Source organism: Pseudomonas chaetocerotis, from assembly GCF_015712105.2.
Taxonomy (GTDB): domain Bacteria; phylum Pseudomonadota; class Gammaproteobacteria; order Pseudomonadales; family Pseudomonadaceae; genus Aquipseudomonas; species Aquipseudomonas chaetocerotis.
In genome coordinates this window covers 265,647-290,365 of sequence record NZ_JACFYX020000001.1, presented here as the reverse complement: position 1 = coordinate 290,365, position 24,719 = coordinate 265,647, and the positions used below count along the sequence as shown (strand labels likewise).

At 63.4% G+C, this 24,719-nt stretch carries 21 protein-coding genes; 11 read left to right on the top strand and 10 right to left on the bottom strand.

Annotated elements, in window-relative coordinates; translation table 11 throughout:
* Positions 1-42 precede the first annotated feature (42 nt).
* From H3221_RS01415 to H3221_RS01405, 3 genes are all read right to left on the bottom strand, one after another.
* A complete protein-coding gene (locus H3221_RS01415; protein ID WP_196473759.1) occupies positions 43-1,638 on the bottom strand; it encodes an ABC transporter substrate-binding protein in 1,596 nt (531 codons plus the stop codon).
* 61 nt (positions 1,639-1,699) lie between these two features.
* Positions 1,700-3,298 (bottom strand): ABC transporter substrate-binding protein, encoded by a 1,599-nt coding sequence (locus tag H3221_RS01410; protein WP_196473758.1) that lies wholly within the window; start codon positions 3,296-3,298, stop codon positions 1,700-1,702.
* A gap of 225 nt (positions 3,299-3,523) precedes the next feature.
* A complete protein-coding gene (locus H3221_RS01405; protein WP_196473757.1) occupies positions 3,524-4,237 on the bottom strand; it encodes an SIMPL domain-containing protein in 714 nt (237 codons plus the stop codon).
* A gap of 196 nt (positions 4,238-4,433) precedes the next feature.
* On the opposite strand from H3221_RS01405, the gene H3221_RS01400 reads away from it, so the two are divergent.
* From H3221_RS01400 to H3221_RS01390, 3 genes are all read left to right on the top strand, one after another.
* A complete protein-coding gene (locus H3221_RS01400) occupies positions 4,434-5,687 on the top strand; it encodes an ATP-binding protein (protein WP_196473756.1) in 1,254 nt (417 codons plus the stop codon).
* Positions 5,688-5,703: 16 nt separating this feature from the next.
* Positions 5,704-6,264: a response regulator transcription factor gene (locus tag H3221_RS01395; protein WP_024306962.1), complete on the top strand. Its 561-nt coding sequence runs from the start codon at positions 5,704-5,706 to the stop codon at positions 6,262-6,264.
* 195 nt (positions 6,265-6,459) lie between these two features.
* Entirely contained in the window at positions 6,460-7,401 is a 942-nt protein-coding gene (locus tag H3221_RS01390; RefSeq protein ID WP_196473755.1) for an AEC family transporter, read from the top strand.
* Positions 7,402-7,455: 54 nt separating this feature from the next.
* On the opposite strand, the gene H3221_RS01385 is transcribed toward H3221_RS01390, so the two are convergent.
* The 6 genes from H3221_RS01385 to gatC form a co-directional block, all read right to left on the bottom strand.
* Complete coding sequence (locus H3221_RS01385) at positions 7,456-7,842, bottom strand: carboxymuconolactone decarboxylase family protein (RefSeq protein ID WP_196473754.1); 387 nt, start codon at positions 7,840-7,842, stop codon at positions 7,456-7,458.
* Positions 7,843-7,844: 2 nt separating this feature from the next.
* Positions 7,845-8,939, bottom strand: a complete 1,095-nt coding sequence (locus tag H3221_RS01380) for a calcium/sodium antiporter (RefSeq protein WP_196473753.1) — start codon at positions 8,937-8,939, stop codon at positions 7,845-7,847.
* A gap of 91 nt (positions 8,940-9,030) precedes the next feature.
* The gene (locus H3221_RS01375) at positions 9,031-9,453 is read right to left on the bottom strand and encodes a septal ring lytic transglycosylase RlpA family protein (RefSeq protein ID WP_196473752.1); all 423 of its coding nucleotides are present in this window, start codon (positions 9,451-9,453) and stop codon (positions 9,031-9,033) included.
* Positions 9,454-9,525: 72 nt separating this feature from the next.
* Entirely contained in the window at positions 9,526-10,974 is a 1,449-nt protein-coding gene (gatB, locus tag H3221_RS01370) for an Asp-tRNA(Asn)/Glu-tRNA(Gln) amidotransferase subunit GatB (protein ID WP_196473751.1), read from the bottom strand.
* A 113-nt stretch (positions 10,975-11,087) separates the two neighbouring features.
* Positions 11,088-12,539 carry an Asp-tRNA(Asn)/Glu-tRNA(Gln) amidotransferase subunit GatA gene (gatA, locus tag H3221_RS01365; protein ID WP_196473750.1) on the bottom strand — a complete coding sequence of 484 codons (1,452 nt, stop codon included), beginning with the start codon at positions 12,537-12,539 and terminating at the stop codon, positions 11,088-11,090.
* 15 nt (positions 12,540-12,554) lie between these two features.
* On the bottom strand, positions 12,555-12,842 hold the full coding sequence (gene gatC / locus H3221_RS01360) for an Asp-tRNA(Asn)/Glu-tRNA(Gln) amidotransferase subunit GatC (RefSeq protein WP_196473749.1): 288 nt from the start codon (positions 12,840-12,842) through the stop codon (positions 12,555-12,557).
* A 238-nt stretch (positions 12,843-13,080) separates the two neighbouring features.
* Here gatC and mreB point away from each other — a divergent pair, with 238 nt between their 5' ends.
* The 8 genes from mreB (at position 13,081) to tldD (ending at position 24,113) form a co-directional block, all read left to right on the top strand.
* Positions 13,081-14,118 carry a rod shape-determining protein MreB gene (gene mreB / locus H3221_RS01355; RefSeq protein ID WP_013714086.1) on the top strand — a complete coding sequence of 346 codons (1,038 nt, stop codon included), beginning with the start codon at positions 13,081-13,083 and terminating at the stop codon, positions 14,116-14,118.
* A gap of 185 nt (positions 14,119-14,303) precedes the next feature.
* Complete coding sequence (mreC, locus tag H3221_RS01350) at positions 14,304-15,230, top strand: rod shape-determining protein MreC (protein WP_397427947.1); 927 nt, start codon at positions 14,304-14,306, stop codon at positions 15,228-15,230.
* Positions 15,230-15,718 (top strand): rod shape-determining protein MreD, encoded by a 489-nt coding sequence (gene mreD, locus H3221_RS01345; protein WP_178094715.1) that lies wholly within the window; start codon positions 15,230-15,232, stop codon positions 15,716-15,718. Before mreC ends, mreD begins: the two co-directional genes overlap by 1 nt.
* Positions 15,719-15,767: 49 nt before the next feature.
* Positions 15,768-16,370 carry a Maf family protein gene (locus tag H3221_RS01340; protein ID WP_196473748.1) on the top strand — a complete coding sequence of 201 codons (603 nt, stop codon included), beginning with the start codon at positions 15,768-15,770 and terminating at the stop codon, positions 16,368-16,370.
* Between the two features lie 103 nt (positions 16,371-16,473).
* Positions 16,474-17,931: a ribonuclease G gene (gene rng / locus H3221_RS01335; protein ID WP_055983995.1), complete on the top strand. Its 1,458-nt coding sequence runs from the start codon at positions 16,474-16,476 to the stop codon at positions 17,929-17,931.
* Positions 17,932-17,948: 17 nt separating this feature from the next.
* Positions 17,949-21,770 carry a YhdP family protein gene (locus H3221_RS01330; RefSeq protein WP_196473747.1) on the top strand — a complete coding sequence of 1,274 codons (3,822 nt, stop codon included), beginning with the start codon at positions 17,949-17,951 and terminating at the stop codon, positions 21,768-21,770.
* 49 nt (positions 21,771-21,819) lie between these two features.
* Entirely contained in the window at positions 21,820-22,668 is an 849-nt protein-coding gene (locus tag H3221_RS01325) for a carbon-nitrogen hydrolase family protein (protein ID WP_196473746.1), read from the top strand.
* Between the two features lie 2 nt (positions 22,669-22,670).
* Positions 22,671-24,113: a metalloprotease TldD gene (tldD, locus tag H3221_RS01320; protein WP_196473745.1), complete on the top strand. Its 1,443-nt coding sequence runs from the start codon at positions 22,671-22,673 to the stop codon at positions 24,111-24,113.
* Between the two features lie 73 nt (positions 24,114-24,186).
* Here tldD and yjgA read toward each other — a convergent pair whose 3' ends face one another.
* A complete protein-coding gene (yjgA, locus tag H3221_RS01315; protein WP_224490449.1) occupies positions 24,187-24,705 on the bottom strand; it encodes a ribosome biogenesis factor YjgA in 519 nt (172 codons plus the stop codon).
* Positions 24,706-24,719: the final 14 nt, after the last annotated feature.

Sequence of the window (24,719 nt, the reverse complement as noted above, 5' to 3'; positions counted from 1 at the left end):
CCGGCCCGTAAGCTCTTTTCATCGGGACCGAGCCATGGCCGCTCATGGCACGCTCACCCTGGAAAAGTTGTTCGAGCCCATCGGGCTGAGCACGAAGCCCTCGACGCCCTTGCGCAGGGCTGCGAACTGCTTCGGGTGGGCCAGGGCTATCCACGGCGCTTGTTCATGGAAGATTGCCAGTGCCTGACGATACAGCGCGGCGCGTTTGCTCTGCTCGGGCTCGCGGCGTGCCTGGGTGATCAGGGCATCGAAGGCCTTGTCGCACCAACCCGCCTGGTTCTCGCCACTCTCGGCGGCTGCGCAGGAGAGGTTGGGGGTGAGGAAGTTGTCCGGATCGCCGTTGTCGCCGGCCCAGCCCATGAACACCAGGTCGTGCTCGCCGTTCTTGGCACGCTTGATCAGCTCACCCCACTCGAACACGCGAATGTCGCTGCGAATGCCGATGGCAGCGAGATCGGCCTGCAGCATCTGCGCGCCGATCCCGGGGTTGGGGTTGGTTGGCCCGCCGCCGGGGCGGGTCCAGATCGACAGGGCGAAGCCATCAGCGTGACCAGCCTCGGCCAGCAGTTGGCGGGCTCGCTCGGGATCGTGCGGCCAGTCGGTGAGCGTGGGATCATGCCCCCAGAGCGTTGCCGGGTAAGGTGCCACGGCCGGTGTGGCGTTACCTTCGCCATACTGCGCGCGAATGTAGGTGGCCTTGTCGAACGCCAGATTCAACGCCTGGCGCACACGCACATCGTCCAGCGGCGGGTGGCGGGTGTTGATGCCGATATAGGCGCTTAGCAGCGAATCCAGTTCCAGTACCTGCAGTTTCGGGTCGGCCTTCAGCGCCGGTATATCCACTGGACGCGGGTAGAGGGCGATCTGGCAATCGCCGGCCTTGAGCCTTTGCTGGCGCACGTTGGGCTCGGGGGTGATGGCCAGCACCAGGCGCTCGACCTTGGGTGCGCCATTCCAGTAATCGGGGTTGCCGCGAAAGCGTATCTGAGCGTCCTTGGCGTAGCGCTCGAAAACGAAAGGCCCGGTGCCGATGGGGGCATTGTTCAGGCGTTCGGGTTGGTTAGTGGCGAGCAGGTAATCGGCGTATTCGGCCGAGTAGATGGAGGCGAAACCCATGGCCAGGTTGGCCAGGAAGGGCGCCTCCGGGTGTTTGAGGACGAAGCGCACGCGGTGCTGGTCGAGCGTGTCGATGCGCTCGATCAGCTGTGCCAGGCCCATGGCCTCTGCGTAGGGGAAGCCGCGCAGCGACAGTGCGTGCCAGGGATGCGCCGGGTCAAGCTGGCGCTGGAAGCTCCACAGCACGTCATCGGCATTGAATTCGCGGCTGGGGCTGAAATCCTGGTTGGCGTGGAATTTAACTCCTTTGCGTAGCGTGAAGGTGTAGCTCCGGCCGTCATCGGCTATTTCCCAGCTTGCTGCCAATGCCGGCACGATTTCGGTGCTGCCGGGGGCGAAGGCCACCAGACGTTCGAACAGAGTTTCCGCCGTGGCGTCGGCGGTAGTGGCAGCGGTGTATTGAACGATGTCGAACCCTTCCGGGCTGGCTTCGCTGCACACCACCAGGTTGGTCGCCTGGGCCTGAACAGCAAGCAGCGCGGCAACCAGCAGAGCGCTGCGCAGTAGGGGAAAGGTGGGCATGGTGACTCCTGGTTGAACGTCCTGCAATCGGCGCCCCTTTCAGGGCGTCGATTGCAGCGTGTTACTTGCCGACACCTACACCATAGAACGAGTTGATGCCGAACGGGCTGATGCGGAAGTCCTGCACTTCCTTGCGCATCGGCTGGTACACGGTGGAGTGTGCCAGCGGAGTGATCGGTACCTCACGCTTGAGGATCACCTGTGCCTGCTTGTACAGCTCGGTGCGTTCGGCCACGTCGGTGGTGCGCTTGGCGGCCTTGACCAGTTTGTCGTAGTCCTCGAAGCACCATTTGGAGAAGTTGTTGCCGTCGACCGCGTCGCAACCATAGAGGGTGCCGAGCCAGTTGTCCGGGTCACCGTTGTCGCCGCTCCAGCCGATCAGCATGGCGTCGTGTTCGCCGGCCTTGGCGCGCTTGAGGTACTCGCCCCATTCGTAGCTGACGATGCGTGCCTTGATGCCGATTTTGGCCCAGTCGGCCTGCAGCATTTCGGCGATCTGCTTGGCATTGGGGTTGTACGGGCGCTGCACCGGCATGGCCCACAAGGTGACCTCGGTACCTTCCTTGACGCCGGCGGCCTTGAGTAGCTCCTTGGCCTTTTCCGGGTCGAAGGCCGGGTCCTTGATGTCCTCGTTATACGACCACTGAGTTGGCGGCATGCCGTTGACCGCCAGTTGCCCGGCGTTCTGGTAGACCGCATTGAGGATGGCCTGTTTGTTCACCGCCATGTCCAGCGCCTGACGCACTTCCAGCTTGTCGAACGGTGGGTGGGTGACGTTGTAGGCGATATAGCCGACGTTGAAGCCGGCCTGTTCGGGCATCTGCAGTTTGGGATCTTTCTGCAGTGCCTCGATGTCGGCCGGACGTGGGAACAGGGTGACGTGGCATTCGCCTGCCCTGAGTTTCTGCATGCGCACGGACGAGTCGGTGTTGATGGCGAAAATCAGGTTGTCGATCTTCACGTCATCGGGCTTCCAGTAGTCCTGGTTGCCTTTGTAGCGGATCACCGCGTCCTTCTGGTAACGACTGAACACGAAGGGGCCGGTGCCGATGGGTTTCTGGTTGATGTCGGCGGCCTTGCCAGCCTTGAGCAGCTGGTCGGCGTACTCGGCGGACTGGATCGAGGCGAAGCTCATCGCCAGGTTCTGCACGAAGGCGGCGTCCACGTCGTTGAGGGTGAAACGCACGGTCATGTCATCGAGCTTCTCCAGCTTGGCGATGTTGCTGTCCATGCCCATGTCGGTGAAGTAGGGGAACTCGGTGGGGTACGCCTTGCGAAACGGATGCTCCTTGTCGAGCATGCGGCTGAAGGTGAATAGCACGTCGTCGGCATTGAGTTCGCGGCTGGGCTTGAAGTATTCGGTGGTGTGGAACTTCACCCCGGGGCGCAGCTTGAAGGTGTAGATCAGACCGTCGTCGGACACCTCCCAACTTTCTGCCAGGCCGGGCTCGACCTTGGTGCCGCCGCGCTCGAACTGGGTCAGGCGGTTGAAGATGGTTTCTGCGGCGGCGTCGAAGTCGGTGCCAGTGGTGTACAGGCCTGGGTCGAAACCGGCAGGGCTGCCTTCGGAGCAGAACACCAGGTTGGCGGCGCTGGCGAGGGGAGCGCTGGCGATCAGTCCAGCGGTGAGTAGAGCCTGGAGAATGGCGTTCTTGCGCATCTTGACCTCATCGTTGTTGTGGTTGTGGTCCTTGAGGAGCCTCTTGTGGAGACCACCGCCGAAACTATGCAGGCCTTGTGCCCGAGGCAAGGGGGTTGCCGCGCGGAAAATGGTTAGCGCTACAGCGCTGTAATTTGCTGTCGCATTTATGAAAATGTTGCAGGGAAAAGATGGCGAAACGCCGTTATCTGACGATAACGGCGCTGCTTTGTTGCGGAGCGGGGTTCAGGGCATCTGCACTTCGATGACGCCGTCGGCACTGACCGTGACCTGGCTGGTACCGGCTTCGATTTGCGGTGTGGGGGCAGAATCCATCATCGCCATGCCCTTGGCTTCGAAGTTGCGCATGGCCATTGGCGGCTGGAAACCACCGGTGTTGAGGTTCAGGCTGACCAGCTTGTAGCCCTTGCCGCCAAGCGCTTCGGTGGCCAGTTGCGCGCGTGCCTTGAAGGCATTCACGGCGTCTTTGAGCATGGCATCTTCACGGGTCTTGCGGGTGTCGGTGGCGATGCTGAAATCCATGCCGGCCATCTTCATCGATTGCAGCAATTCACCGGTGAGGGTGGACAAGCGGGCGAAGTCAGCGCTTTCCAGACGCACCTCGGCGCGCTCGCGCCAGGCGGTGATCTTCTGGCCCTTGTCGTCATACACCGGGTAGCTGTTGCGGCTGCCGAGTTTGACTGCCACGCCCTTGACCTGGCGGATCTGCTCCAGCGTCTTGTTGAGGGTAGTGGTGATCTCGGCGGCCAGTTTGGCCGGGTCGCTGTGCTGCGCTTCGGTATAGAGGGTGACGTGCATCAGATCGTGTGCCACTTCCTGGTTGACCTCGGCGCGCAGGGCGATCTGGTTGTAGCGCGCCTCGGCGGCCAGCAGGCCGCTGCTGGCCAGGCTGGCGGCGGTGAGGGCGAGGGCGGTGGCGATACGGGTCATGGTGCGCATGGTGCTGTTCCTTTTTCGATGGCCTTGTGGCCGTTTCCCGAGGTTAGACGAAGACGAGTCGCGATCCGGGTTAATGCCGCAGCATTTTTTTCATCCTGCCCACCAATCTGGCTTTGATGAAATGTGCGTCCGGTTGCCGCAGCGGCGGAGAGCCGCGCCAGGCTTGGTTATACTCAGTGCAACCAATGGAGTCGCCATGCTCGAACCCGTGCAATTACTCTCCGCCAGCCGCCAGAACCTCTGGCGGCTGACCCTTATCCGTATTCTGGTGCTGGCCGCTCAGGCTGGCTCGGTCGGTCTCGCCTACAAGTCGGGCATGCTACCGCTACCCTGGTTGCAATTATCGGTCACCCTTGGCGTTTCTCTGCTGTTGTGCCTGGGTACGGCCATGCGCCTGCGCGGTCCCTGGCCGGTGACCGAAGTCGAGTATGCCGTGCAGCTGGGCTGCGATCTGATCATCCACAGCGTGCTGCTGTATTACTCGGGCGGTTCGACCAACCCCTTTGTGTCCTATTATCTGGTGCCGTTGACCATTGCCGCGGCAACGCTACCCTGGATGTTCACCATCGTCCTGGCCGGCCTGGCGCTGGCCGGTTACACACTGCTGCTGGTGTGGACCCATCCGCTCGAGCTGCCGGCCGCGCGTGAGAGCCTGTTGGTCTACGGCATGTGGCTGAGCTTTGCCCTGTCTGCTGCGCTGATCACCTTCTTCGTTGCCAAGATGGCCGAGGAGCTGCGCCGTCAGGACGAGCTGCGCGCCGAACGCCGCGAGGAAGGCCTGCGTGACCAGCAACTGCTGGCCGTGGCCACTCAGGCTGCCGGCGCCGCCCATGAACTGGGTACGCCACTGGCCACCATGAGCGTGTTGCTCAAGGAGCTGCGCCAGGAGTATCGCGACAAGCCGGCGCTGCAGGATGATCTGGCCCTGCTGCAGGAGCAGGTCAAGCTGTGCAAGTACACCCTGCAGCAACTGGTGCGTGCCGCCGAGAATGACCGGCGCCAGGCGGTGGTGGAGCAGTCCTGCGTCGAATGGTTGGAAACGACCCTCAATCGCTGGCACTTGATGCGTCCTGAGGCCAGCTACCGCTATCAATGCCTGGGTCGTGGCACGCCGCCGCGCATCATGCCGCCGGCCGACCTCACCCAGGCCCTGCTCAATCTTCTCAACAACGCTGCCGACGCCTGCCCGGACAAACTCGACATTCGCCTGGACTGGGACCACCAGTGGCTGCGCCTGAGCATCCGCGACCACGGTGCAGGTGTGCCGCTGGCCATCGCCGAGCAGCTTGGGCGGCCCTTCTTCACCACCAAGGGCAAGGGCTTCGGCCTGGGACTGTTTCTCAGCCAGGCCAGCGTGACCCGTGCTGGTGGCACGGTTAAGTTGTATAACCATGAAGAAGGCGGCACCCTCACCGAATTGAAGTTGCCGCGAGCCTATGGCGTGGCCTGACAAGGAAAACCCCAGCATGAGCGAAGAATCCCTGTTCGAAGGCGAAGAGCAGCCCCATCTGCTACTGGTCGATGACGATCCCACCTTTACCCGCGTGATGGCGCGCGCCATGAGCCGCCGCGGCCTGCGCGTGTCTACCGCCTCCAGCGCCGAAGAAGGCCTGGCTCTGGCCAAGGATGACCTGCCGGATTACGCCGTGGTCGACCTGAAGATGGAAGGTGACTCCGGCTTGGTGCTGCTGCCCAAGCTGCTGGAGCTGGACGCCGAGATGCGTGTGGTGATCCTCACCGGTTACTCGAGCATCGCCACCGCGGTGGAGGCGATCAAGCGCGGCGCGGCCAACTACCTGTGCAAACCGGCTGATGCCGACGATGTCCTCACTGCACTGCTTTCCGAGCATGCCGACCTCGACAGCCTGGTGCCGGAAAACCCGATGTCGGTGGACCGTCTGCAGTGGGAACACATCCAGCGCGTGCTGGCCGAGCATGAAGGCAATATCTCCGCCACCGCCCGTGCCCTGGGCATGCATCGCCGCACCCTGCAGCGCAAGTTGCAGAAACGTCCGGTACGACGCTAAGCCTTCGCACATCCAGACGCCTTAGGGCGTAGGGTGGGCTTAGGCCGTAGGATGGGCTTGAGCTCACCAACGCGGGTTCGCGTGGGCTAAAGCGGATCGCCGCCCGGCCCACCCTGCAACTGCGCAGCTTTTGCCCATGGCAGGAAGATGCTTAGCCAGCTAACATAGGTCGTCAGACAACCTGCTGGTGTCGTCATGCTCGCCGCCGCTGCACAAACCCTTGCCATCACCGCGCCCGTGTTCGCCATGCTGTTTCTCGGCGTGGCGCTCAAACGCCTGCGCTGGATCGATACGCCCTTCATCGACACCGCTTCGAGTCTGGTGTTTCGCGGCACCATGCCGACCCTGCTGTTTCTTGGTGTAGTCAAGGCCGACCTGGATACGGCCATGCAGCCGCAGTTGCTGAGCTACTTCTTTCTGGCCACTACTGCGTCGTTCTTCGTCGCCTGGGCCTGGGCGATCTGGCGAGTGCCGTTCGAGGATCGTGGCATCTACACCCAGGGCGCCTTCCGTGGCAACAACGGTATCGTCGGTCTGGCGCTGGCCACCAGTATGTATGGCGACTATGGCCTGTCGGTCGGTTCGCTGCTCGCCGCACTGGTGATCCTTTGCTATAACGCGCTCTCGGCGGTGGTTCTGGCCATCTACAGCCCAGGCGTGAAACCCGGCGCCAAGGCCATCGCGCGCAGCATCGTGACCAACCCGATGATCATTGGCGTGCTGCTGGCGGTACCGATTGCCTACTGGAAAATCCCGCTGCCGCAGTGGTTCCTGACCTCGGCCGAGTACTTCGCGCAGATGACCCTGCCGCTGGCGCTGATCTGCATTGGCGGCACCCTGAGTCTGGCGTCGTTGCGCCGCAGCAGCGGCACGGCCATCGGTTCAGGCATGATGAAGATGGTCTGGCTGCCGCTGCTGAGCACCTTCGGCGCCTGGCTGCTGGGCTTTCGCGGGGCGGATCTGGCGATCCTGTTTCTCTACTTCGCCAGCCCGACGGCGGCGGCCAGCTTCGTCATGGCCCGCGCGGTGGGCGCCAACCATGAGCTGGCAGCGGCGATCATCGTCATCACCACCCTGGCGGCGGTGGTCACCACCAATATCGGTCTGCTGATACTGCAGTGGGGGGGCTGGATCTAGGGAAGGGCGCCGTAGGGTGGTGTCGTGCGCACCGATGGCGCGCACGGCATCACCCTACGAACCGGTATTGCTCTGATACTCGTCGATCACTTCCTGTGCCGCACGGAAAGCATCGATGCTGGCCGGTACGCCGGCATACACCGCGCAGTGCAGCAGGGTTTCGCGAATTTCCTCGACGGTACAGCCATTGTTCAGCGCGCCGCGCACGTGGCCCTTGAGTTCCTGCGGGCATTTCAGTGCGGTCAAGGCCGCCAGAGTGATCAGGCTGCGGGTCGCGCGCGGCAGACCGCTGCGCGTCCACACGCCGCCCCAGGCATGCTCGTTGACGAAATCCTGCAGCGGCTGGGTGAATTCGGTGGCGTTGCCCAGGGCGCGGTCGACGAAGGCGTCGCCCATCACCTCACGGCGTACCTGCACGCCACGATCATGGTTGTCGCTCATGGTCACACCTGCTCGCCGCGTTGTTTGTGCCAGGCGCGCCCGGCGATGATCACCAGGGTGATGGCGGTAAGCGGCAGTGCGTAGCCGATCATCGCGTCACCAAAGGTTTGAGCCAGCGGGCGGCCCGTGCTGAACATCACCAGATAGAGGGTGTAGGCCACGTAGTAGCCCAGGAACAGCAGGCCTTCCCAGCGATTGATGCGATAGCCGCTGAAGAAGATCGGCAGGCAGGCGACGGCCACGGCGATCATCACCGGGAAATCGAAGGCCAGGGCATTGGGCGATACTGCGATGGCGGCGGGCGAGACCAGCGAGGCCAGGCCCAGTACGCAGAGCAGGTTGAAGATGTTGCTGCCGACGATATTGCCCACGGCAATGTCGCGCTCGCCCTTGAACGCCGCGATGATCGAGGTGGCCAGCTCTGGTAGTGAGGTGCCGATGGCGATCACGGTCAGGCCGATCACCAGCTCGGAAAGGCCCAGCGCGCGCGCCAGTTGCACGGCGCCTTCGACCAGGAAGTTGGAACCCACCACCAGCAGCACCAGGCCGGCGATGATCAGGCCGAGGTTGATCACCCAGGCATAGGGCTTGGGCGCCTCGTCGAGGCCGAATTCCTTGGCGAATTCGTCATCGTCGCCGCCCTTGTCCTTGCGCGCGCTATAGATCAGGAAACCGGTGTAAGCCAGCACGCCGGCGAACAGCAAGGTGCCATCGAAACGGCTCAGTTCACCATCCCAGGCCAGGCCGAAGGTGAGCAGGCTGGCGCCGATCATGATGGGCACATCGAGGCGAATGAGCTGGCGCGAGACGACCAGCGGTGCGACCAGGGCGGTCACGCCCAGAATCAACAGCACGTTGGCGATGTTGCTGCCGATCACGTTACCGATGGCCAGGTCGCCGCTGCCGTTGAAGGCCGATTGCACGCTGACCGCCGTTTCCGGCGCACTGGTGCCGAAGGCCACCACGGTCAGGCCAATTACCAGTGGCGGGATGCCGAACTGTGCGGCCAGCTTGGCGGCGCCGCGTACCAATACCTCGGCGCCGGCAACCAGCAGCACCAGGCCGGCGATCAGGTAGACATAGGTCATCAGGGTCATTGCAGGGTAACTCCGAAAAAAGTGCGGCTAGTGTAGCGATGGCGTTTTTGGCCGCCAGGGGCGGCAGAAAGATTTTGTTGCCAATTGTTCCTCAGTCCAGCGTCTCGACCCTGACCGGCACCACGCCTGCGCGCAGCATGTCGAGGCGCACTGCAGCGGCGCGGGAAACATCGATGACCCGACCGCGCACGAAGGGGCCGCGGTCGTTGATGCGCAGCACCACGCTGCGCTCGTTGTTCAGGTTGGTGACCCGTACCCGGGTGCCGAATGGCAGGGTGCGATGAGCAGCGGTCAGCGCGTTCTGATCGAAGCGTTCGCCGCTGGCAGTGCGCAGGCCGTGGTGACGGTCACCGTAATAGGAGGCTTTGCCGGTTTCGCTGCTGCCAGAGCCGCCGCCTAAGGTGGAGCAGCCGCCGAGCAGGGCGAGTGCACCGAGTAGAACGCAGGCCTGTAGCCCGGATGCAATCCGGGGTAGCAAAGGTTCCCGGATTGCATCCGGGCTACGCATCGTCATGTTCGTGGTCTCCATGAAAAACGCCGGGCGAGCCCGGCGTCATTGCAGCTGGCGTAAGCGCGCCGGCCTGGCTCAGCCTTCGAGCTTCTTCTTCAGCAGTTCGTTCACTTGCCCCGGGTTGGCCTTGCCCTTGGAGGCTTTCATGGCCTGACCAACGAAGAAACCGAACATCTTGCCGCGCTTGGCTTCATCGCTGGCGCGGTATTGCTCGACCTGCTCTGCGTTGGCAGCCAGTACTTCATCGAGCATGGCTTCGATGGCGCCGGAGTCGGTAACCTGTTTGAGGCCCTTCTTCTCGATGATCTCGTCAGCGCTGGCGCCTTCACCGGCAGCCAAGGCCTCGAAGACCATCTTGGCGATCTTGCCGCTGATGGTGTTGTCCTTGATGCGCAGGATCAGGCCGCCCAGTTGCTCGGCGGACACTGGCGACTGCTCGATCTCCAGGCCTTCCTTGTTGAGCAGGCTGGACAGCTCGCCCATCACCCAGTTGGCCGACAGCTTGGCATCGCCACAGGTCTTCTCGACCACTTCGAAGTAGTCGGCCAGCTCGCGGCTGGCACTCAGCACGCTGGCGTCATAGGTGGACAGGCCGAACTGGCTCTCGAAGCGCTCGCGTTTCTGCGGCGGCAGTTCGGGCAGGCCGGCGCGCAGTTCGTCGAGGAAGCTGCGTTCGATCACCACCGGCAGCAGGTCCGGGCAGGGGAAGTAACGGTAGTCGTTGGCTTCTTCCTTGCTGCGCATGGAGCGGGTCTGATCCTTGTTCGGATCGTACAGGCGGGTTTCCTGCACCACCTTGCCGCCGTCCTCGATCAGCTCGATCTGGCGCTGCACTTCGTGATTGATGGCCTTTTCGATGAAGCGGAAGGAGTTGACGTTCTTGATCTCGGCGCGGGTGCCGAATTCCGCTTGGCCGACTGGGCGCACGGAGACGTTGCAGTCGCAGCGCAGCGAGCCTTCGGCCATGTTGCCGTCGCAGATGCCGAGGTAACGCACCAGCGCATGGATCGCCTTCACGTAGGCCACGGCTTCCTTGGCCGAACGAATGTCTGGTTCGGAGACGATCTCCAGCAGCGGTGTGCCGGCGCGGTTCAGGTCGATGCCGCTCATGCCGTGGAAGTCTTCGTGCAGGCTCTTGCCGGCGTCTTCTTCCAGGTGCGCGCGGGTGATGCCGATGCGCTTGACGGTGCCGTCTTCCAGGGTGATGTCGAGGAAGCCCTTGCCAACGATGGGTTGGTCCATCTGGCTGGTCTGGTAGCCCTTGGGCAGGTCCGGGTAAAAGTAGTTCTTGCGCGCGAAGACGTTACGTTCGGCGATCTCGGCGTCGATGGCCAGGCCGAACTGGCAGGCCATGCGCACGGCTTCGGCGTTCAGTACCGGCAGGGTGCCGGGCATGCCGAGGTCGACCAGGCTGGCCTGGGTGTTGGGCTCGGCGCCAAAGGTGGTGGCGCTGGCCGAGAAAATCTTCGATTGGGTGCTGAGCTGAGCGTGGATCTCAAGCCCGATCACGGTTTCCCATTGCATCTCTAGTGTTCCTCAATCCTGTATGGCGTGCGGTCTGTGCGGCCCTCACCCGGCGCTTCGCGCCACCCTCTCCCGAGGGGAGAGGGGTATGGGTCGCATGGCTGCGCCATGACTCAGAAGCCTTTGGGTGCGTGGTTATGCCAGTCGCTGACCTGTTGGTACTGGTGCGCGACATTCAGCAGGCGACCTTCCTGGAAATAGTTGCCGAGCAACTGCACGCCCACCGGCAGGCCATCGACGAAGCCGGCTGGCATCGACAGGCCGGGAATGCCGGCGAGGTTGGCGGTGATGGTGTAGATATCTTCCAGGTAGGCAGACACCGGGTCTGCGTTCTTCTCGCCGAGTTTCCAGGCCAGGTTCGGCGTGGTCGGACCGAGGATCACGTCGACGTCCTTGAAGGCTGCGACGAAGTCGTTCTTGATCAGTCGGCGAATCTGCTGGGCCTTGATGTAGTAAGCGTCGTAGTAGCCGGCTGACAGCGCGTAGGTGCCGACCATGATGCGCCGTTTGACCTCGGCACCGAAGCCTTCAGCGCGCGAGCGCTTGTACAGATCCTGCAGGTCTTTCGGGTTCTCGCAGCGGTAGCCGAAGCGTACGCCGTCGAAACGCGACAGGTTGGAGCTGGCCTCGGCCGGCGCGATCACGTAGTAGGCGGGGATCGCGTGCTGCATGTTCGGCAGGCTGATGTCCTTGACGGTGGCCCCGAGCTTTTTCAGCTCTTCGACCACGGCCATGACCTTCTCGCCGATACGCGCGTCCAGACCTGCACCGAAGTATTCCTTCGGCAGGCCGATACGCAGGCCTGCCAGTGGCTGGGCGAGGGCGGCCAGGTAGTCATCGACCGGCTGGTCGACGCTGGTGGAATCCTTGCTGTCGAAACCGGCCATGGCGCCGAGCAGCAGGGCGCAGTCCTCGGCGGTACGGGCCAGCGGGCCGCCCTGATCGAGGCTGGAGGCGTAGGCGATCATGCCCCAGCGCGAGACGCGGCCGTAGGTGGGTTTGATGCCGGTGAGGTTGGTCAGCGCAGCCGGCTGGCGGATCGAGCCGCCGGTATCGGTGCCGGTGGCAGCCGGCAGTAGGCGCGCGGCCACGGCGGCAGCCGAGCCGCCCGAAGAACCGCCCGGTACACGACTGGTGTCCCAAGGGTTCTTCACCGGGCCGTAGTGGCTGGATTCGTTGGCCGAGCCCATGGCGAATTCGTCCATGTTCAGCTTGCCCAGGGTGACGGTGCCGGCGGCCTTGAGTTTCTCCACCACGGTGGCGTCATAGGGCGCCTTGAAGCCGGTGAGGATCTTCGAGCCGCAGGAGGTCAGCACGCCGTTGGTGCAGAACAGATCCTTGTGGGCGATCGGCGCGCCGAGCAGCAGGCTGTTTTCGCCGGCAGCGCGACGGGCGTCGGCGGCTTTGGCTTGTTCCAGCGCAAGGTCTTCGGTGACGGTGATGAAGCTGTTGAGCTGCGGGTCGAGCTGCGCGATACGCGCCAGCAGGCTGCGGCTCAGCTCTTCGGCGGAGAATTGCTTGTCGGCGAGGCCGCGGGCGATCTCGGCCAGGGTCAATTGATGCATGTCGAGCCCTTTCCTTTATTCGATGACTTTCGGCACGAGGTACAGGCCGCTTTCCACAGCCGGGGCGATGGCCTGGTAGGCGGCGCGCTGGTTGCTCTCGGTGACCACGTCGGCACGCAGGCGCTGGGTAGCTTCCAGCGGGTGGGCCAGGGGTTCGATGCCCTGGGTGTCGACGGCCTGCATCTGGTCGATCAGGCCGAGAATGCTGTTCAGGGTCTCGGTAGTTTGCGGAATATCGCCTTCATTCAGACCCAGGCGGGCCAGGTGGGCGATTTTTTCCACCTCGGAGCGTTCAAGCGCCATCGGGGGTTCTCCAGTGGAAGTATGACAGAGGGGCATCGCTGAGCGGCTGCAGGGAACGTATGTCGCGAGCCAGCGGTCAAAGGCCGCGATGTGCAGCTACAAGGCCCGGAAAAACAGGCAATCTACCATATTGCCGCCTTGCTCAAAATCCCTGCCGTTGTTAGAGTTTGCCGCACTTTTTACCTGCGCGTTTTCCGCGCCTGGCCTTCACCCACGCGTTGCCTAGGGTCCCTTCCTAATGTTCAAGAAACTGCGTGGCATGTTTTCCAGCGATCTGTCGATCGACCTGGGCACTGCCAATACCCTTATTTATGTGCGCGAGCGCGGTATCGTCCTGAATGAGCCGTCCGTGGTCGCCATCCGTACCCACGGCAACCAGAAGAGCGTCGTGGCCGTCGGCACCGAGGCCAAGCGCATGCTCGGCCGTACGCCTGGCAACATCTCCGCGATTCGCCCGATGAAAGACGGCGTGATCGCCGACTTCAGCGTCTGCGAGAAGATGCTGCAGTACTTCATCAACAAGGTTCATGAGAACAGCTTCCTGCAGCCGTCGCCGCGCGTGCTGATCTGTGTGCCGTGCAAATCGACCCAGGTCGAGCGCCGCGCCATTCGTGAATCGGCCCTCGGCGCCGGTGCCCGCGAAGTGTTCCTGATCGAAGAGCCGATGGCCGCTGCCATCGGTGCCGGCCTGCCGGTCGAAGAGGCGCGCGGTTCGATGGTCGTCGATATCGGCGGCGGTACCACCGAGATCGCCCTGATTTCCCTGAATGGTGTGGTTTACGCCGAATCCGTCCGTGTCGGCGGCGACCGCTTCGACGAAGCCATCATCACCTACGTGCGCCGCAACTACGGTTCGCTGATCGGTGAAGGCACCGCTGAACGTATCAAGCAGGAAATCGGCACCGCCTATCCGGGCGGCGAGATTCGTGAAGTCGACGTACGCGGCCGTAACCTGGCCGAGGGCGTACCGCGCAGCTTCACCCTGAACTCCAACGAAGTGCTCGAAGCGCTGCAGGAATCTCTGGCGACCATCGTCCAGGCGGTCAAGAGCGCGCTGGAGCAGTCGCCGCCCGAACTGGCCTCGGACATCGCCGAGCGTGGCCTGGTGCTGACCGGTGGTGGTGCACTGCTGCGTGATCTGGACAAGCTGCTGAGCCAGGAAACCGGTCTGCCGGTAATCGTTGCCGAAGACCCGCTGACCTGCGTCGCTCGTGGCGGCGGCAAGGCCCTGGAAATGATGGACCGCCACGCCATGGATCTGCTCTCCACCGAGTAAGGTTCACTCCGCGTGCTTGCCGTGCCGCCTTCGGGCGGCACGCGCATATTCGAGCATTGCAGTACACTCGGCCCAACCTTCGCCTGACCGGTTTGCCTTTCGCATGAATTCGCGCGCTTTCCGCCCATGTGGCGCACGAGGAGCAGGTCATTAAGCCGCTCTTCGCCAAAGGTCCCTCGCTGGGCATTCGTCTGTTGGTATTTGCCGTGTTGTCGGCGGTGCTGATGGTGGTCGATGCCCGCTTCGAGACCCTCAAGCCGATGCGCAGTCAGATGGGACTGGTGCTCACTCCTTTCTATTGGCTGGCCGATGTGCCTGTGCGTGTCTGGGATGGTGCGACTCAGCAGATTTCCTCGCGCAGCGAGCTGATGGCCGAGAACGAGAAGCTCAAGGCCGAGGCTCTGCTGCTGCAGCGTCGCCTGCAAAAGCTGGCAGCGCTGACCGAACAGAACGTGCGTCTGCGCGAACTGCTCAACTCCGCCGCGCTGGTGGACGAGGAGGTGCTGGTCGGCGAGCTGATCGGCGTCGATCCCAACCCCTATACCCACCGCATTCTCATCGACAAGGGCGAGAAGGATGGCGTGTTCCTCGGTCAGCCGGTGCTCGATGCGCGAGGCCTGATGGGCCAGGTGGTCGAGATCATGCCCTACACCTCGCGCGTGCTGTTGCTTACCGACAACACTCACAGCATCCCGGTGCAGGTCAATCGTAACGGTCTGCGTGCCATCGCCGTTGGCACTGGCAACCCGGAGCGCTTGGAGTTGCGCCACGTTGCCGACACCGCTGATGTCAAGGAGGGTGATCTGCTGGTCAGTTCCGGCATGGGCCAGCGCTTCCCAGCCGGTTACCCGGTGGCCACGGTCAAGGAAGTGATTCACGACTCTGGCCAGCCCTTCGCCATCGTCCGCGCCGTACCCACTGCCGCACTCAATCGCAGCCGTTACCTGCTGCTGGTCTTCTCCGACCGGCGCACTCCCGAGCAGCGTGCCAACGATTCCGCCGAGGCCCAGGAAGCCGCTGACCGCGAAGCCGAGCAGGCACGCAATGGCGAGCAGGTGCCGGCGCAGAGTGATGCATCGGCCGAAGACGCCCCAGCACAGGAGACAGACTGATGGCTGGCGTACTGCCCCGTAATGGCTGGGTGATCTGGCTGAGCCTGGCGCTCGGGTTGTTGCTCAGCGTTTCGCCGCTCCCCGAGTTCATGCAGATCGGCCGCCCGCTTTGGGTCGCATTGATCCTCACCTACTGGGTGCTGGCCCTGCCGCATCGCGTCGGCATGACCACTGCCTGGATTCTTGGCCTGGCGCAGGACGTGCTGTTCGGTACCCTGCTCGGGCAGAACGCCTTGATCCTTACACTGATCACCTTCCTGGTGCTGAGCCTGCATCAGCGCCTGCGCATGTTCCCCATGTGGCAGCAGAGCATGGTGCTGATGGTGGTGTTCGGCCTCGCCCAGCTGGTTCAGCTGTGGCTCAATGCCCTGACGGGTAGCCGCCCTCCAACCCTGGCCTTCGTCTTGCCGGCACTGGTCAGTGCCCTGCTGTGGCCCTGGATCTGCGCCATCCTGCGTGGTCTGCACCTACGCCTCAACGTCAACTGAACGCAGCCTGTCGTGCGGCTGGCTGCGGTTCGCCAAGGGAGATACCCGCATGGCCGAGCTGTTTCTGGCCTCCGCCTCGCCCCGTCGCCGTGAATTGCTGGCTCAGATCGCTGTGCCTTGCGTCACGCAAATCGCCTCGATAGATGAAAATCCATTGCCAGCCGAACCGGCGGCAGCCTATGTAGAACGCCTGGCGCGTGAAAAAGCGCGCGCCGGTCTGCTCGCCTTGGGCGGGCGTGACGACGCCGTGGTGTTGGGCGCCGATACCGCTGTGGTGCTCGATGGACGTATTCTCGGCAAACCGGCGGACTTCGCCGAGTCACGCGCGATGCTTCAGGCCCTGTCGGGGCGCAGTCATCAGGTGCTGACGGCTGTGGCGTTGGTCGGTGATGGCCGCGAGGCGGCGCGAGTGGTCAGCAGCGAAGTGAGCTTTCGTCCTATAGGCGAGGCGGAAATCGAAGCGTACTGGGCCAGCGGCGAACCCTGCGACAAGGCGGGCAGTTATGGTATCCAGGGGTTGGCAGCCGTGTTCGTCAGCCAATTGCAGGGCAGCTATTCGGCAGTGGTCGGTCTGCCGCTGTGCGAAACTGCCGAGTTGCTTGGCGAGTTCGGCATCGCCTGCTGGCAGTTGCCGGCGAAAGGGCCGCGCTAAGAACCCTGGCGGTGGCAGCATAGGTAGTTTTTTGGCGTGCCCGAAAGCTAGAGTCCGCGGGGCGGTGCAGTAGCCCGGCCGGCATGATCACCAGGATGGATGCATGAGCGAAGAGATTCTGATCAATATCACGCCGATGGAGTCGCGCGTGGCGGTGGTGGAAAACGGCGTGCTGCAGGAAGTGCACGTCGAGCGCACGCAGAAGCGCGGCATCGTCGGCAACATCTACAAGGGCAAGGTGGTGCGCGTACTACCTGGCATGCAGGCGGCTTTCGTCGATATCGGCCTGGAGCGTGCGGCCTTCATTCATGCTTCCGAGATTTCCACCCGCGAGGGAACTGCGGTAGAGCCGATCAGCGCTCTGGTGCACGAAGGGCAGAGCCTGGTGGTGCAGGTCACCAAGGATCCCATCGGCAGCAAGGGGGCGCGTCTGACCACTCAGTTGTCGATCCCTTCGCGTTATCTGGTGTACATGCCACGCACCAGTCATGTCGGTATTTCCCTGAAGATCGAAGACGAAGCAGAGCGCGAGCGCCTCAAGCAGGTGGTCGCCGATTGCGTCGCCGCCGAGGGCATCGAGGAAGCCGGTGGTTTCATCCTGCGAACCGCTGCCGAAGGGGCCGGGGCTGATGAAATTCTGATCGACATCCGCTACCTGCGCCGTCTCTGGGACCAGATCGGTGCGCAGATCCAGAACTGCAAGGCACCCACGGTGATCTACGAGGATCTGTCCCTGGCGCTACGTACCCTGCGAGACCTGGTCAGCCCACGCACCGAGAAGATTCGCGTGGATTCGCGGGAAACCTTCCAGAAAATCACCCAGTTCGTTGCCGAATTGATGCCGGAGATTGCCGATCGTCTCGAGCACTATCCTGGCGAACGGCCGATCTTCGACCTCTACGGTGTCGAGGATGAAATCCAGCGCGCACTGGAGCGCAAGGTGCCGCTGAAGTCCGGCGGCTACCTGGTGGTCGACCCCGCCGAGGCAATGAGCACCATCGACGTCAACACCGGCGCCTTCGTCGGCCATCGCACCCTCGAAGAAACCATCTTCAAGACCAACCTCGAGGCGGCCACGGCCATTGCCCGTCAGCTGCGTCTGCGCAACCTGGGCGGCATCATCATCATCGACTTCATCGACATGGAAGACGAGGAGCATCAGCGCCAGGTGCTGCGCACCCTGGAGAAGCAACTCGAGCGTGATCATGCCAAGACCAACATCATCGGCATCACCGAGCTCGGCCTGGTGCAGATGACCCGCAAGCGTACCCGCGAAAGTCTCGAACAGATTCTCTGCGAGCCCTGCACTGCCTGTCAGGGGCGCGGCAAGCTGAAGACGCCGGAGACCATCTGCTACGAGATCTTCCGCGAGATTCTGCGCGAAGCCCGCGCCTACCAGGCGGAAAGCTATCGGGTGCTGGCCAATCAGAAGGTGGTCGATCGCCTGCTCGATGAAGAGTCGGGCAACGTCGCCGATCTGGAAGCCTTCATCGGACGTACCATCAAGTTCCAGGTGGAAACCATGTATTCCCAGGAACAGTACGACGTGGTGCTGCTCTGAGCACGCCAGCTGTCGAGGTGAACGCCCTGGCGCGCCTGTTTTCGGCGCTGCTGCGCTGGGGGCTGGGTCTTTGCGCCGCCATTCTGGTGCTGGCTGCGCTGTACGTCAGCCTGGGCCGTGAGCTGGTGCCGCTGGTGGCCGAATACCGGCTCGAACTGGAAGATCGTGCCACGGCGCAGCTGGGAGTACCGGTACGAATTGGTCGCCTCGAAGGTCGTTGGCAGGGTTTTGCCCCGGTGCTGGTGGCGCATGACGTGCACCTGGGTGACGAAGAGCAAGGCCTGAGCCTGGAGCGTGTGCAATTGGTGCCGGATGTGGGCGCTAGCCTGCTGGTACGCCAGCCGCGCATCGCCCACCTGCAATTCGACGGCCTGCAATTGAACGTGCAGCAGAACGCTGAGGGTGGCTGGCAGTTGCAAGGGTTGCCACAGCGCAGCGGCCCCGAGCTGAATGTCGAACAGCTACTGCAACAGTTGCAGATCGTGCACCGCATCAGTCTGCTCGACAGTCGCGTGGTGCTGCAGCCGCTCGATCAGGAGCCGCTGCTGCTCAGCTACGTCAACCTGAGCCTGCGTTACGGCAGCAACAGTCAGCGCCTTGACGGCCGCCTGCTGCTGCCCGATGGCCAGCCTGTGGCGCTGCGGCTGCGGACGCGCATGCAGCCCAAGACCTGGCGCGAGGCACAGTCCGAGCTCTATCTGAGCCTGCCGCAGAGCGACTGGGCCACCTGGCTGCCCAAATCGCTGCTTGGCGACTGGCAGGTGCAGCGCTTGCAGGCCGGCGGTGAGCTTTGGTTGGAGGGCCATGGTCTGGCCCTGGACAAGGGCGCCTTGCGTCTGCATGCACCCGAGCTGGCCGGCGGCCAGGCCAAACACAAGGCCGTGACTCTCAAGGACCTGGCCTTCAACGCCTTCTTCACGCAAGACAAGCAGGGCGTGCGGGCGCAGATCGACTCCCTGGCCTTGACCCATGGTGAGCAGCGCATCGGCGAGCTGCACCTGAACCTGAAGCAGCAGGATACGGGCGAAGCCGACGAGCGCTGGGCGCTGACGGCTGATCGGCTTGATCTCGCTGCCTGGTCTCCGTTGGTTCACGCGCTGGTGCCGCTGCCCGATGCAGCGCGCGATGTGCTGGTCGCGCTGGCTCCGGTGGGGGCGGTCAACAACTTGTTGCTCGACTATTACCCGCAGCGTGAAGGTGCTGAGCGCCTGCAGTTCGCCGCGAACCTGGACAACGTGGGCATTCAGGCCTATCGCGGTGCGCCGGCGGCCGAGAACGTCAGTGGCAGTGCCTCGGGCAATATGTTCCGGGGCGAACTGCGCCTGAACAGCGAGAATTTCGCCCTGCATCTGGATCAACTGTTCCCCGAACCCTGGCGATATCGCCATGCCCAGGCGCGGTTGAGCTGGGACTGGAGTGAAACCGGCCTGACCCTGTATAGCCCCTATATGCGCGTGGATGGCGAGGAAGGGCAGGTCGCCGGTGACATGCTGATCCGCCTGTTGCGCGATCCCGAGGCTGAAGACTACATGGACCTGCGTGTCGGCATGCGCGACGGCGATGCGGCCTACACCGAGAAGTACCTGCCGAGCCGCGCGCCGGGCATGAGCGCTGAGCTCGATCATTGGTTGAAGACGGCGATCCGCGCGGGGCACGTCGAAGAGGGTTACTTCCAGTATCAGGGTTCGCTTAACAAGGGCGCACCATTGGGCGCGCGCAGCCTCAGCCTATTCTTCAAGGTCAAGGATGCCGAGCTGGCGTTCCAGCCCGGCTGGCCGTCGCTGCGTGAGGGTGTGGGCGAGGTGCTGATCGAGGATGATGCAGTGCGCGTGCGCCTGCAGAGCGGGCGTTTGCTGGAGAGTCAGGTCAATGACGTCACAGCCAATATCCCCTTGCGGCATGATGGCAAGCCACCGCGCCTGGAGCTCGATGGCGAGGTGCAGAGCAGCCTGAGTGACGCCATCAAACTGCTGCAGGAAGCGCCTCTGGGCACTGCGGGGATCTTTGCCGGTTGGCAAGGTGAAGGGCCTCTGGCCGGGCGTCTGAAGCTGGATATTCCGTTGCAGAAGGGGCAGCCGCCCGGTGTGGTGGTGGACTTCGCCACCGAGGGTGCGAGCCTCAAGCTGGCCAATCCCGCCTTGCAACTGAGCAATGTACAGGGTGCGTTTCGCTTCGATAGCGCAGCCGGGTTGAGCGCGCCGGACGTTCGCGGCGAGGTCCTCGGGCGTCAGGTGCGCGGCACTATCCGCGCCGAGGGCGCGCGTGGGCAGGCGCGTACGGTGTTCGATCTGCGTGGACAGGTCCAGGTCGATACCCTCAGTCAGTGGCTGGGCGGGCCGCAGAAGTTGCCGGCCACTGGACTGCTGCCTTATCGGCTGCGCCTGACCCTGGATGGCGATGACAGCAAGCTGCGCGTCGATTCCAATCTGCGCGGTGTGGCGATCAATCTGCCTGCGCCCTTCGGCAAGACGGCGCAGCAGGAGCGTGATGCCGACTGGCGCATGACCCTTTCCGGGCGCGAGCGTCGTTACTGGGCGAACTATGGCGAGCTGGCCAGCCTGAGTCTGGCTGCGCCCCCGGGGGCGCTGGCTGACGGACGCGGTGAGGTGGTGCTCGGTGGCGGTGCTGCGGGGTTGCCGCCCGCCCAGGGGCTGCGAGTGCGTGGGCGTCTGGATGAGCTGGACCTGGATGCCTGGAAACAGCTCGGCAGCCAACATCCGGTGAAGGTGGATGCTGACAGCCAGCGCCTGTTTCGCAGCGCGCGACTGGATATCGGACGGTTCCGTGGTTTTGGTCAAGAGATCAAGCAGCTGACGCTTGGTCTGGCACGAGAGGGCCGGGACTGGGCCTTGCAACTCGACAGCGAGTTGGCAGCCGGGCGTGTGCTGCTGGCCGATGCCGAGGGTGTGCCTATTCGTATCGATCTGCAGCACTTGCGGTTGCCGGCGCCAGATCCTGAGGCGACGAAAGTCAGCGATGCGCCCGATCCTCTGGCCGATATCGACCCTCGGCAGATTCCGGCGCTTGATATCGCCATTGAGCGCGTGCAGCGCGGTGACAAGGTGCTGGGCGCCTGGTCGCTCAAGGTCAGGCCCGAAGCACAGGGTGTGCGCTTCGAGGAGCTCGACCTCGACCTGCAGGGGCTGAAGATTGGGGGCAGCGCCGGTTGGCGTGGTACGCCGGGCAACACCAGCAGTTGGTACAAGGGGCGCCTGCAGGGCGAAGACCTGAGCAAGGTGTTGCTGGCCTGGAACTTCGCCCCGAGCGTCACCAGTCAGAGTTTTCGTGTGGACGCCGACGGCAGCTGGCCCGGTTCACCGGCCTGGTTCTCGCTCAAACGCTTCTCCGGCAATCTCGACGCCTCGCTGCGCAAAGGTCAGTTCGTCGAAGTGCAGGGCTCGGCCCAGGCGCTGCGCGTGTTCGGCCTGCTCAACTTCAACTCCATTGGTCGCCGCCTGCGTCTGGACTTCTCCGACCTGCTGGGCAAGGGGCTGAGTTACGACCGGGTCAAGGGCAACCTGCAGGCGACCAATGGCCTGTTCGTGACGCATGAACCGATCACCCTGAGCGGACCTTCGAGCAATCTGGAACTCAATGGCAATCTCGACATGAACAACGAGCGCATAGACGCCAAGTTGTTAGTGACCCTACCGGTGACCAACAACCTGCCGCTGGCGGCGCTGATCGTCGGCGCCCCGGCGATTGGCGGGGCGCTGTTTGTCGTGGACAAATTGCTCGGCGACAAGGTCGCCCGCTTCGCCAGTGTGCAGTACGACGTCAAGGGCCCGATGCAGGACCCGCAGATCAGCTTCGACAAGCCCTTCGAAAAACCGCAATGACGTGGTCTCTTGGCGTACGCTGTTACACCAAGCCGCAAAGAGTGTCGCCATGAATCTCGCTGTAATCCAGATGGTTAGCCAGGACGACGTGCAAACCAACCTGCGTCTGGCTCGCCGTATGCTGGAGCGTGCCGCGCAGGGCGGTGCGCGCCTCGCCGTGCTGCCCGAAAACTTCGCTGCCATGGGCCGTCGCGACCTGGCTGCCATCGGTCGCGCCGAAGCATTGGGCGAGGGGCCGATCCTGCCCTGGTTGAAACGCGCTGCTCGTGACCTCAGTTTATGGATAGTGGCTGGCACTTTGCCGCTGCCTTCGGACGATGATGCCGACGGCAAACCGCACGCCTGCTCACTGCTGATCGATGATCAGGGTGAGCGTGTGGCCCGTTACGACAAGCTGCACCTGTTCGATGTCGATGTCGCCGACAACCGTGGTCGTTATCGCGAGTCCGACGATTTCGCCCATGGCCAGCGCGTCGTGGTGGCCGATACCCCCGTAGGGCGCCTGGGGCTGACGGTGTGTTACGACCTGCGCTTCCCTGAGCTGTTCGGTGCGCTGCGCGAAGCTGGCGCCGAGCTGATCAGCGTGCCGGCAGCGTTCACTGCGGTGACCGGTGCCGCGCATTGGCAGGTCTTGACCCGCGCCCGTGCCATCGAAACTCAATGCTATGTACTGGCGGCCGGGCAGGGCGGTGAGCACCCCGGTCAGCGTCTGACGTTCGGCCACTCGGCGATCATCGATCCATGGGGTCAGGTGCTGGCCGAGCAGGATCAGGGTGAAGGGGCCTTGCTGGCTCCCCGCGATGCCGCCGAGCAGGCGAACATTCGCCAACGCATGCCGGTGCAGCAGCACCGCCGATTCTTTTCATCGGACGTACCCCGTCCGATTGTTGTGGAGTGACCATGAATACGATGTTGCAATCCGTCAGCGAGCATCTGCTTGCCCCCGGTAACCTGACGCTCGATAGCCTCGGCAGCGTGCTGGGCGAAGTCGCTGGGCCGGGAATCGATGCCGCCGATCTGTACTTTCAAAGCCAGGTTTCGGAAACCTGGGTGCTGGAGGACGGCATCGTCAAGGAAGGCAGCTTCAACCTCGATCAGGGTGTCGGTGTGCGCGCCCAGTCTGGCGAGAAAACCGGTTTCGCTTACAGCAACGCCATCAGCCTCGATGCCCTGACGCAAGCTGCCCGGGCCGCACGTTCGATCTCGCGCGCTGGCCAGCAGGGCCGTGTGCAGGCCTTCGTCAGTCCGCAGGTGACCCAGTTGTATGCCGAAGGCAACCCACTGGACGTCATGGGCCGCGCCGAGAAGGTTGAATTGCTGCAGCGTATCGACCGTGCCACGCGCGCGCTGGATCCGCGCATCAAGCAGGTTACCGTGAGCCTGGCCGGGGTTTGGGACCGCATTCTTGTGGCGGCCCACGACGGCAGCCTCAGCGCCGATATCCGCCCGCTGGTGCGCTTCAATGTCAGCGTCATCGTCGAACAGAACGGGCGCCGCGAGCGCGGTGGCCATGGCGGTGGCGGACGTACCGACTATCGCTATTTTCTCGATGAAGACCGCGCCATGGGCTATGCCCGCGAGGCGCTGCGCCAGGCGCTGGTCAACCTTGAAGCCATCGCAGCACCCGCCGGCAGCATGCCGGTAGTGATGGGCGCCGGCTGGTCCGGCGTGCTGCTGCACGAAGCGGTCGGCCACGGCCTGGAAGGAGACTTCAACCGCAAAGGCAGTTCAGCCTATAGCGGCCAGGTCGGGCAGAAGGTCGCGTCCAGCCTGTGCACCATCGTCGACGACGGCACCCTGGCCGGGCGGCGTGGTTCGCTCAGCGTCGACGACGAAGGCACGCCGACCCAATGCACCACGTTGATCGAGAACGGTGTGCTCAAGGGTTACATGCAGGACAAACTCAATGCCCGCCTGATGGGCATGGCCGCCACCGGCAACGGGCGCCGCGAGTCCTATGCACACCTGCCGATGCCGCGCATGACCAACACCTACATGCTGGCTGGCGAGAGCGATCCGGAGGAAATCATCCGTTCGGTGAAGAAGGGCATCTACTGCGCCAACCTTGGCGGCGGCCAGGTGGATATCACCAGCGGCAAGTTCGTGTTCTCCACCAGTGAGGCCTACCTGATCGAGGACGGCAAGATCACGGCGCCGGTCAAAGGTGCCACCCTGATTGGCAATGGCCCGGAAGCCATGAGTCGCGTGTCCATGGTCGGCAACGATCTGGCGCTGGACAGTGGCGTCGGTACGTGCGGCAAGGATGGCCAGTCGGTGCCGGTCGGCGTCGGTCAGCCGACGCTGAAGATCGACGCGATCACCGTCGGCGGCACTGGTGCGTAGAGCCGACAATAGTCGGGTGCGCCGTGCGCACCAGCGGCTGGCGAAGAGTCGGTGCGCATGGCGCACCCTAGGGTCAGCGCAATCCGCGGTGGATTTCGTCGAGCTCGCGGATGTACTTGAACACCTTGCGCGCCGCAGCCGGCGGCTTGTTGCGCGCGGCTTCGTGCTGAGCATGACGAACCAGGCCGCGCAAGTGCTGGACGTCAGCGTCGGGATAGAGCTCGACGAAGCTCTCCAGCGCGCTGTCGCCTTCGGCGATCAGGCGGTCACGCCAGCGCTCGAGAGCGTGGAAGCGTTCGTTGTACTCGCGGGTGGAGCTGTCCACCTGGTCGAGCATGGCGACGATCGCGTCGACATCCTGTTCGCGCATCAGCTTGCCGATGAACTGGATGTGGCGTTTGCGCGCGGCATTGGCGGTATGTTTTGGCGCTTCGGCGAGCGCGCGGCGTAGGGCATCGGTCAGTGGCATCTTGGCCAGCAAATCCGCCTTGAGCGTGGTCAGTCGCTCGCCAAGCTCCTGCAGGGCATGCAGTTCGCGTTTGACCTGGGATTTACTCTTCTCCAGGGAGAAGTCGTCGTAGGAATCAGACATGGGGTGGGTCCAGA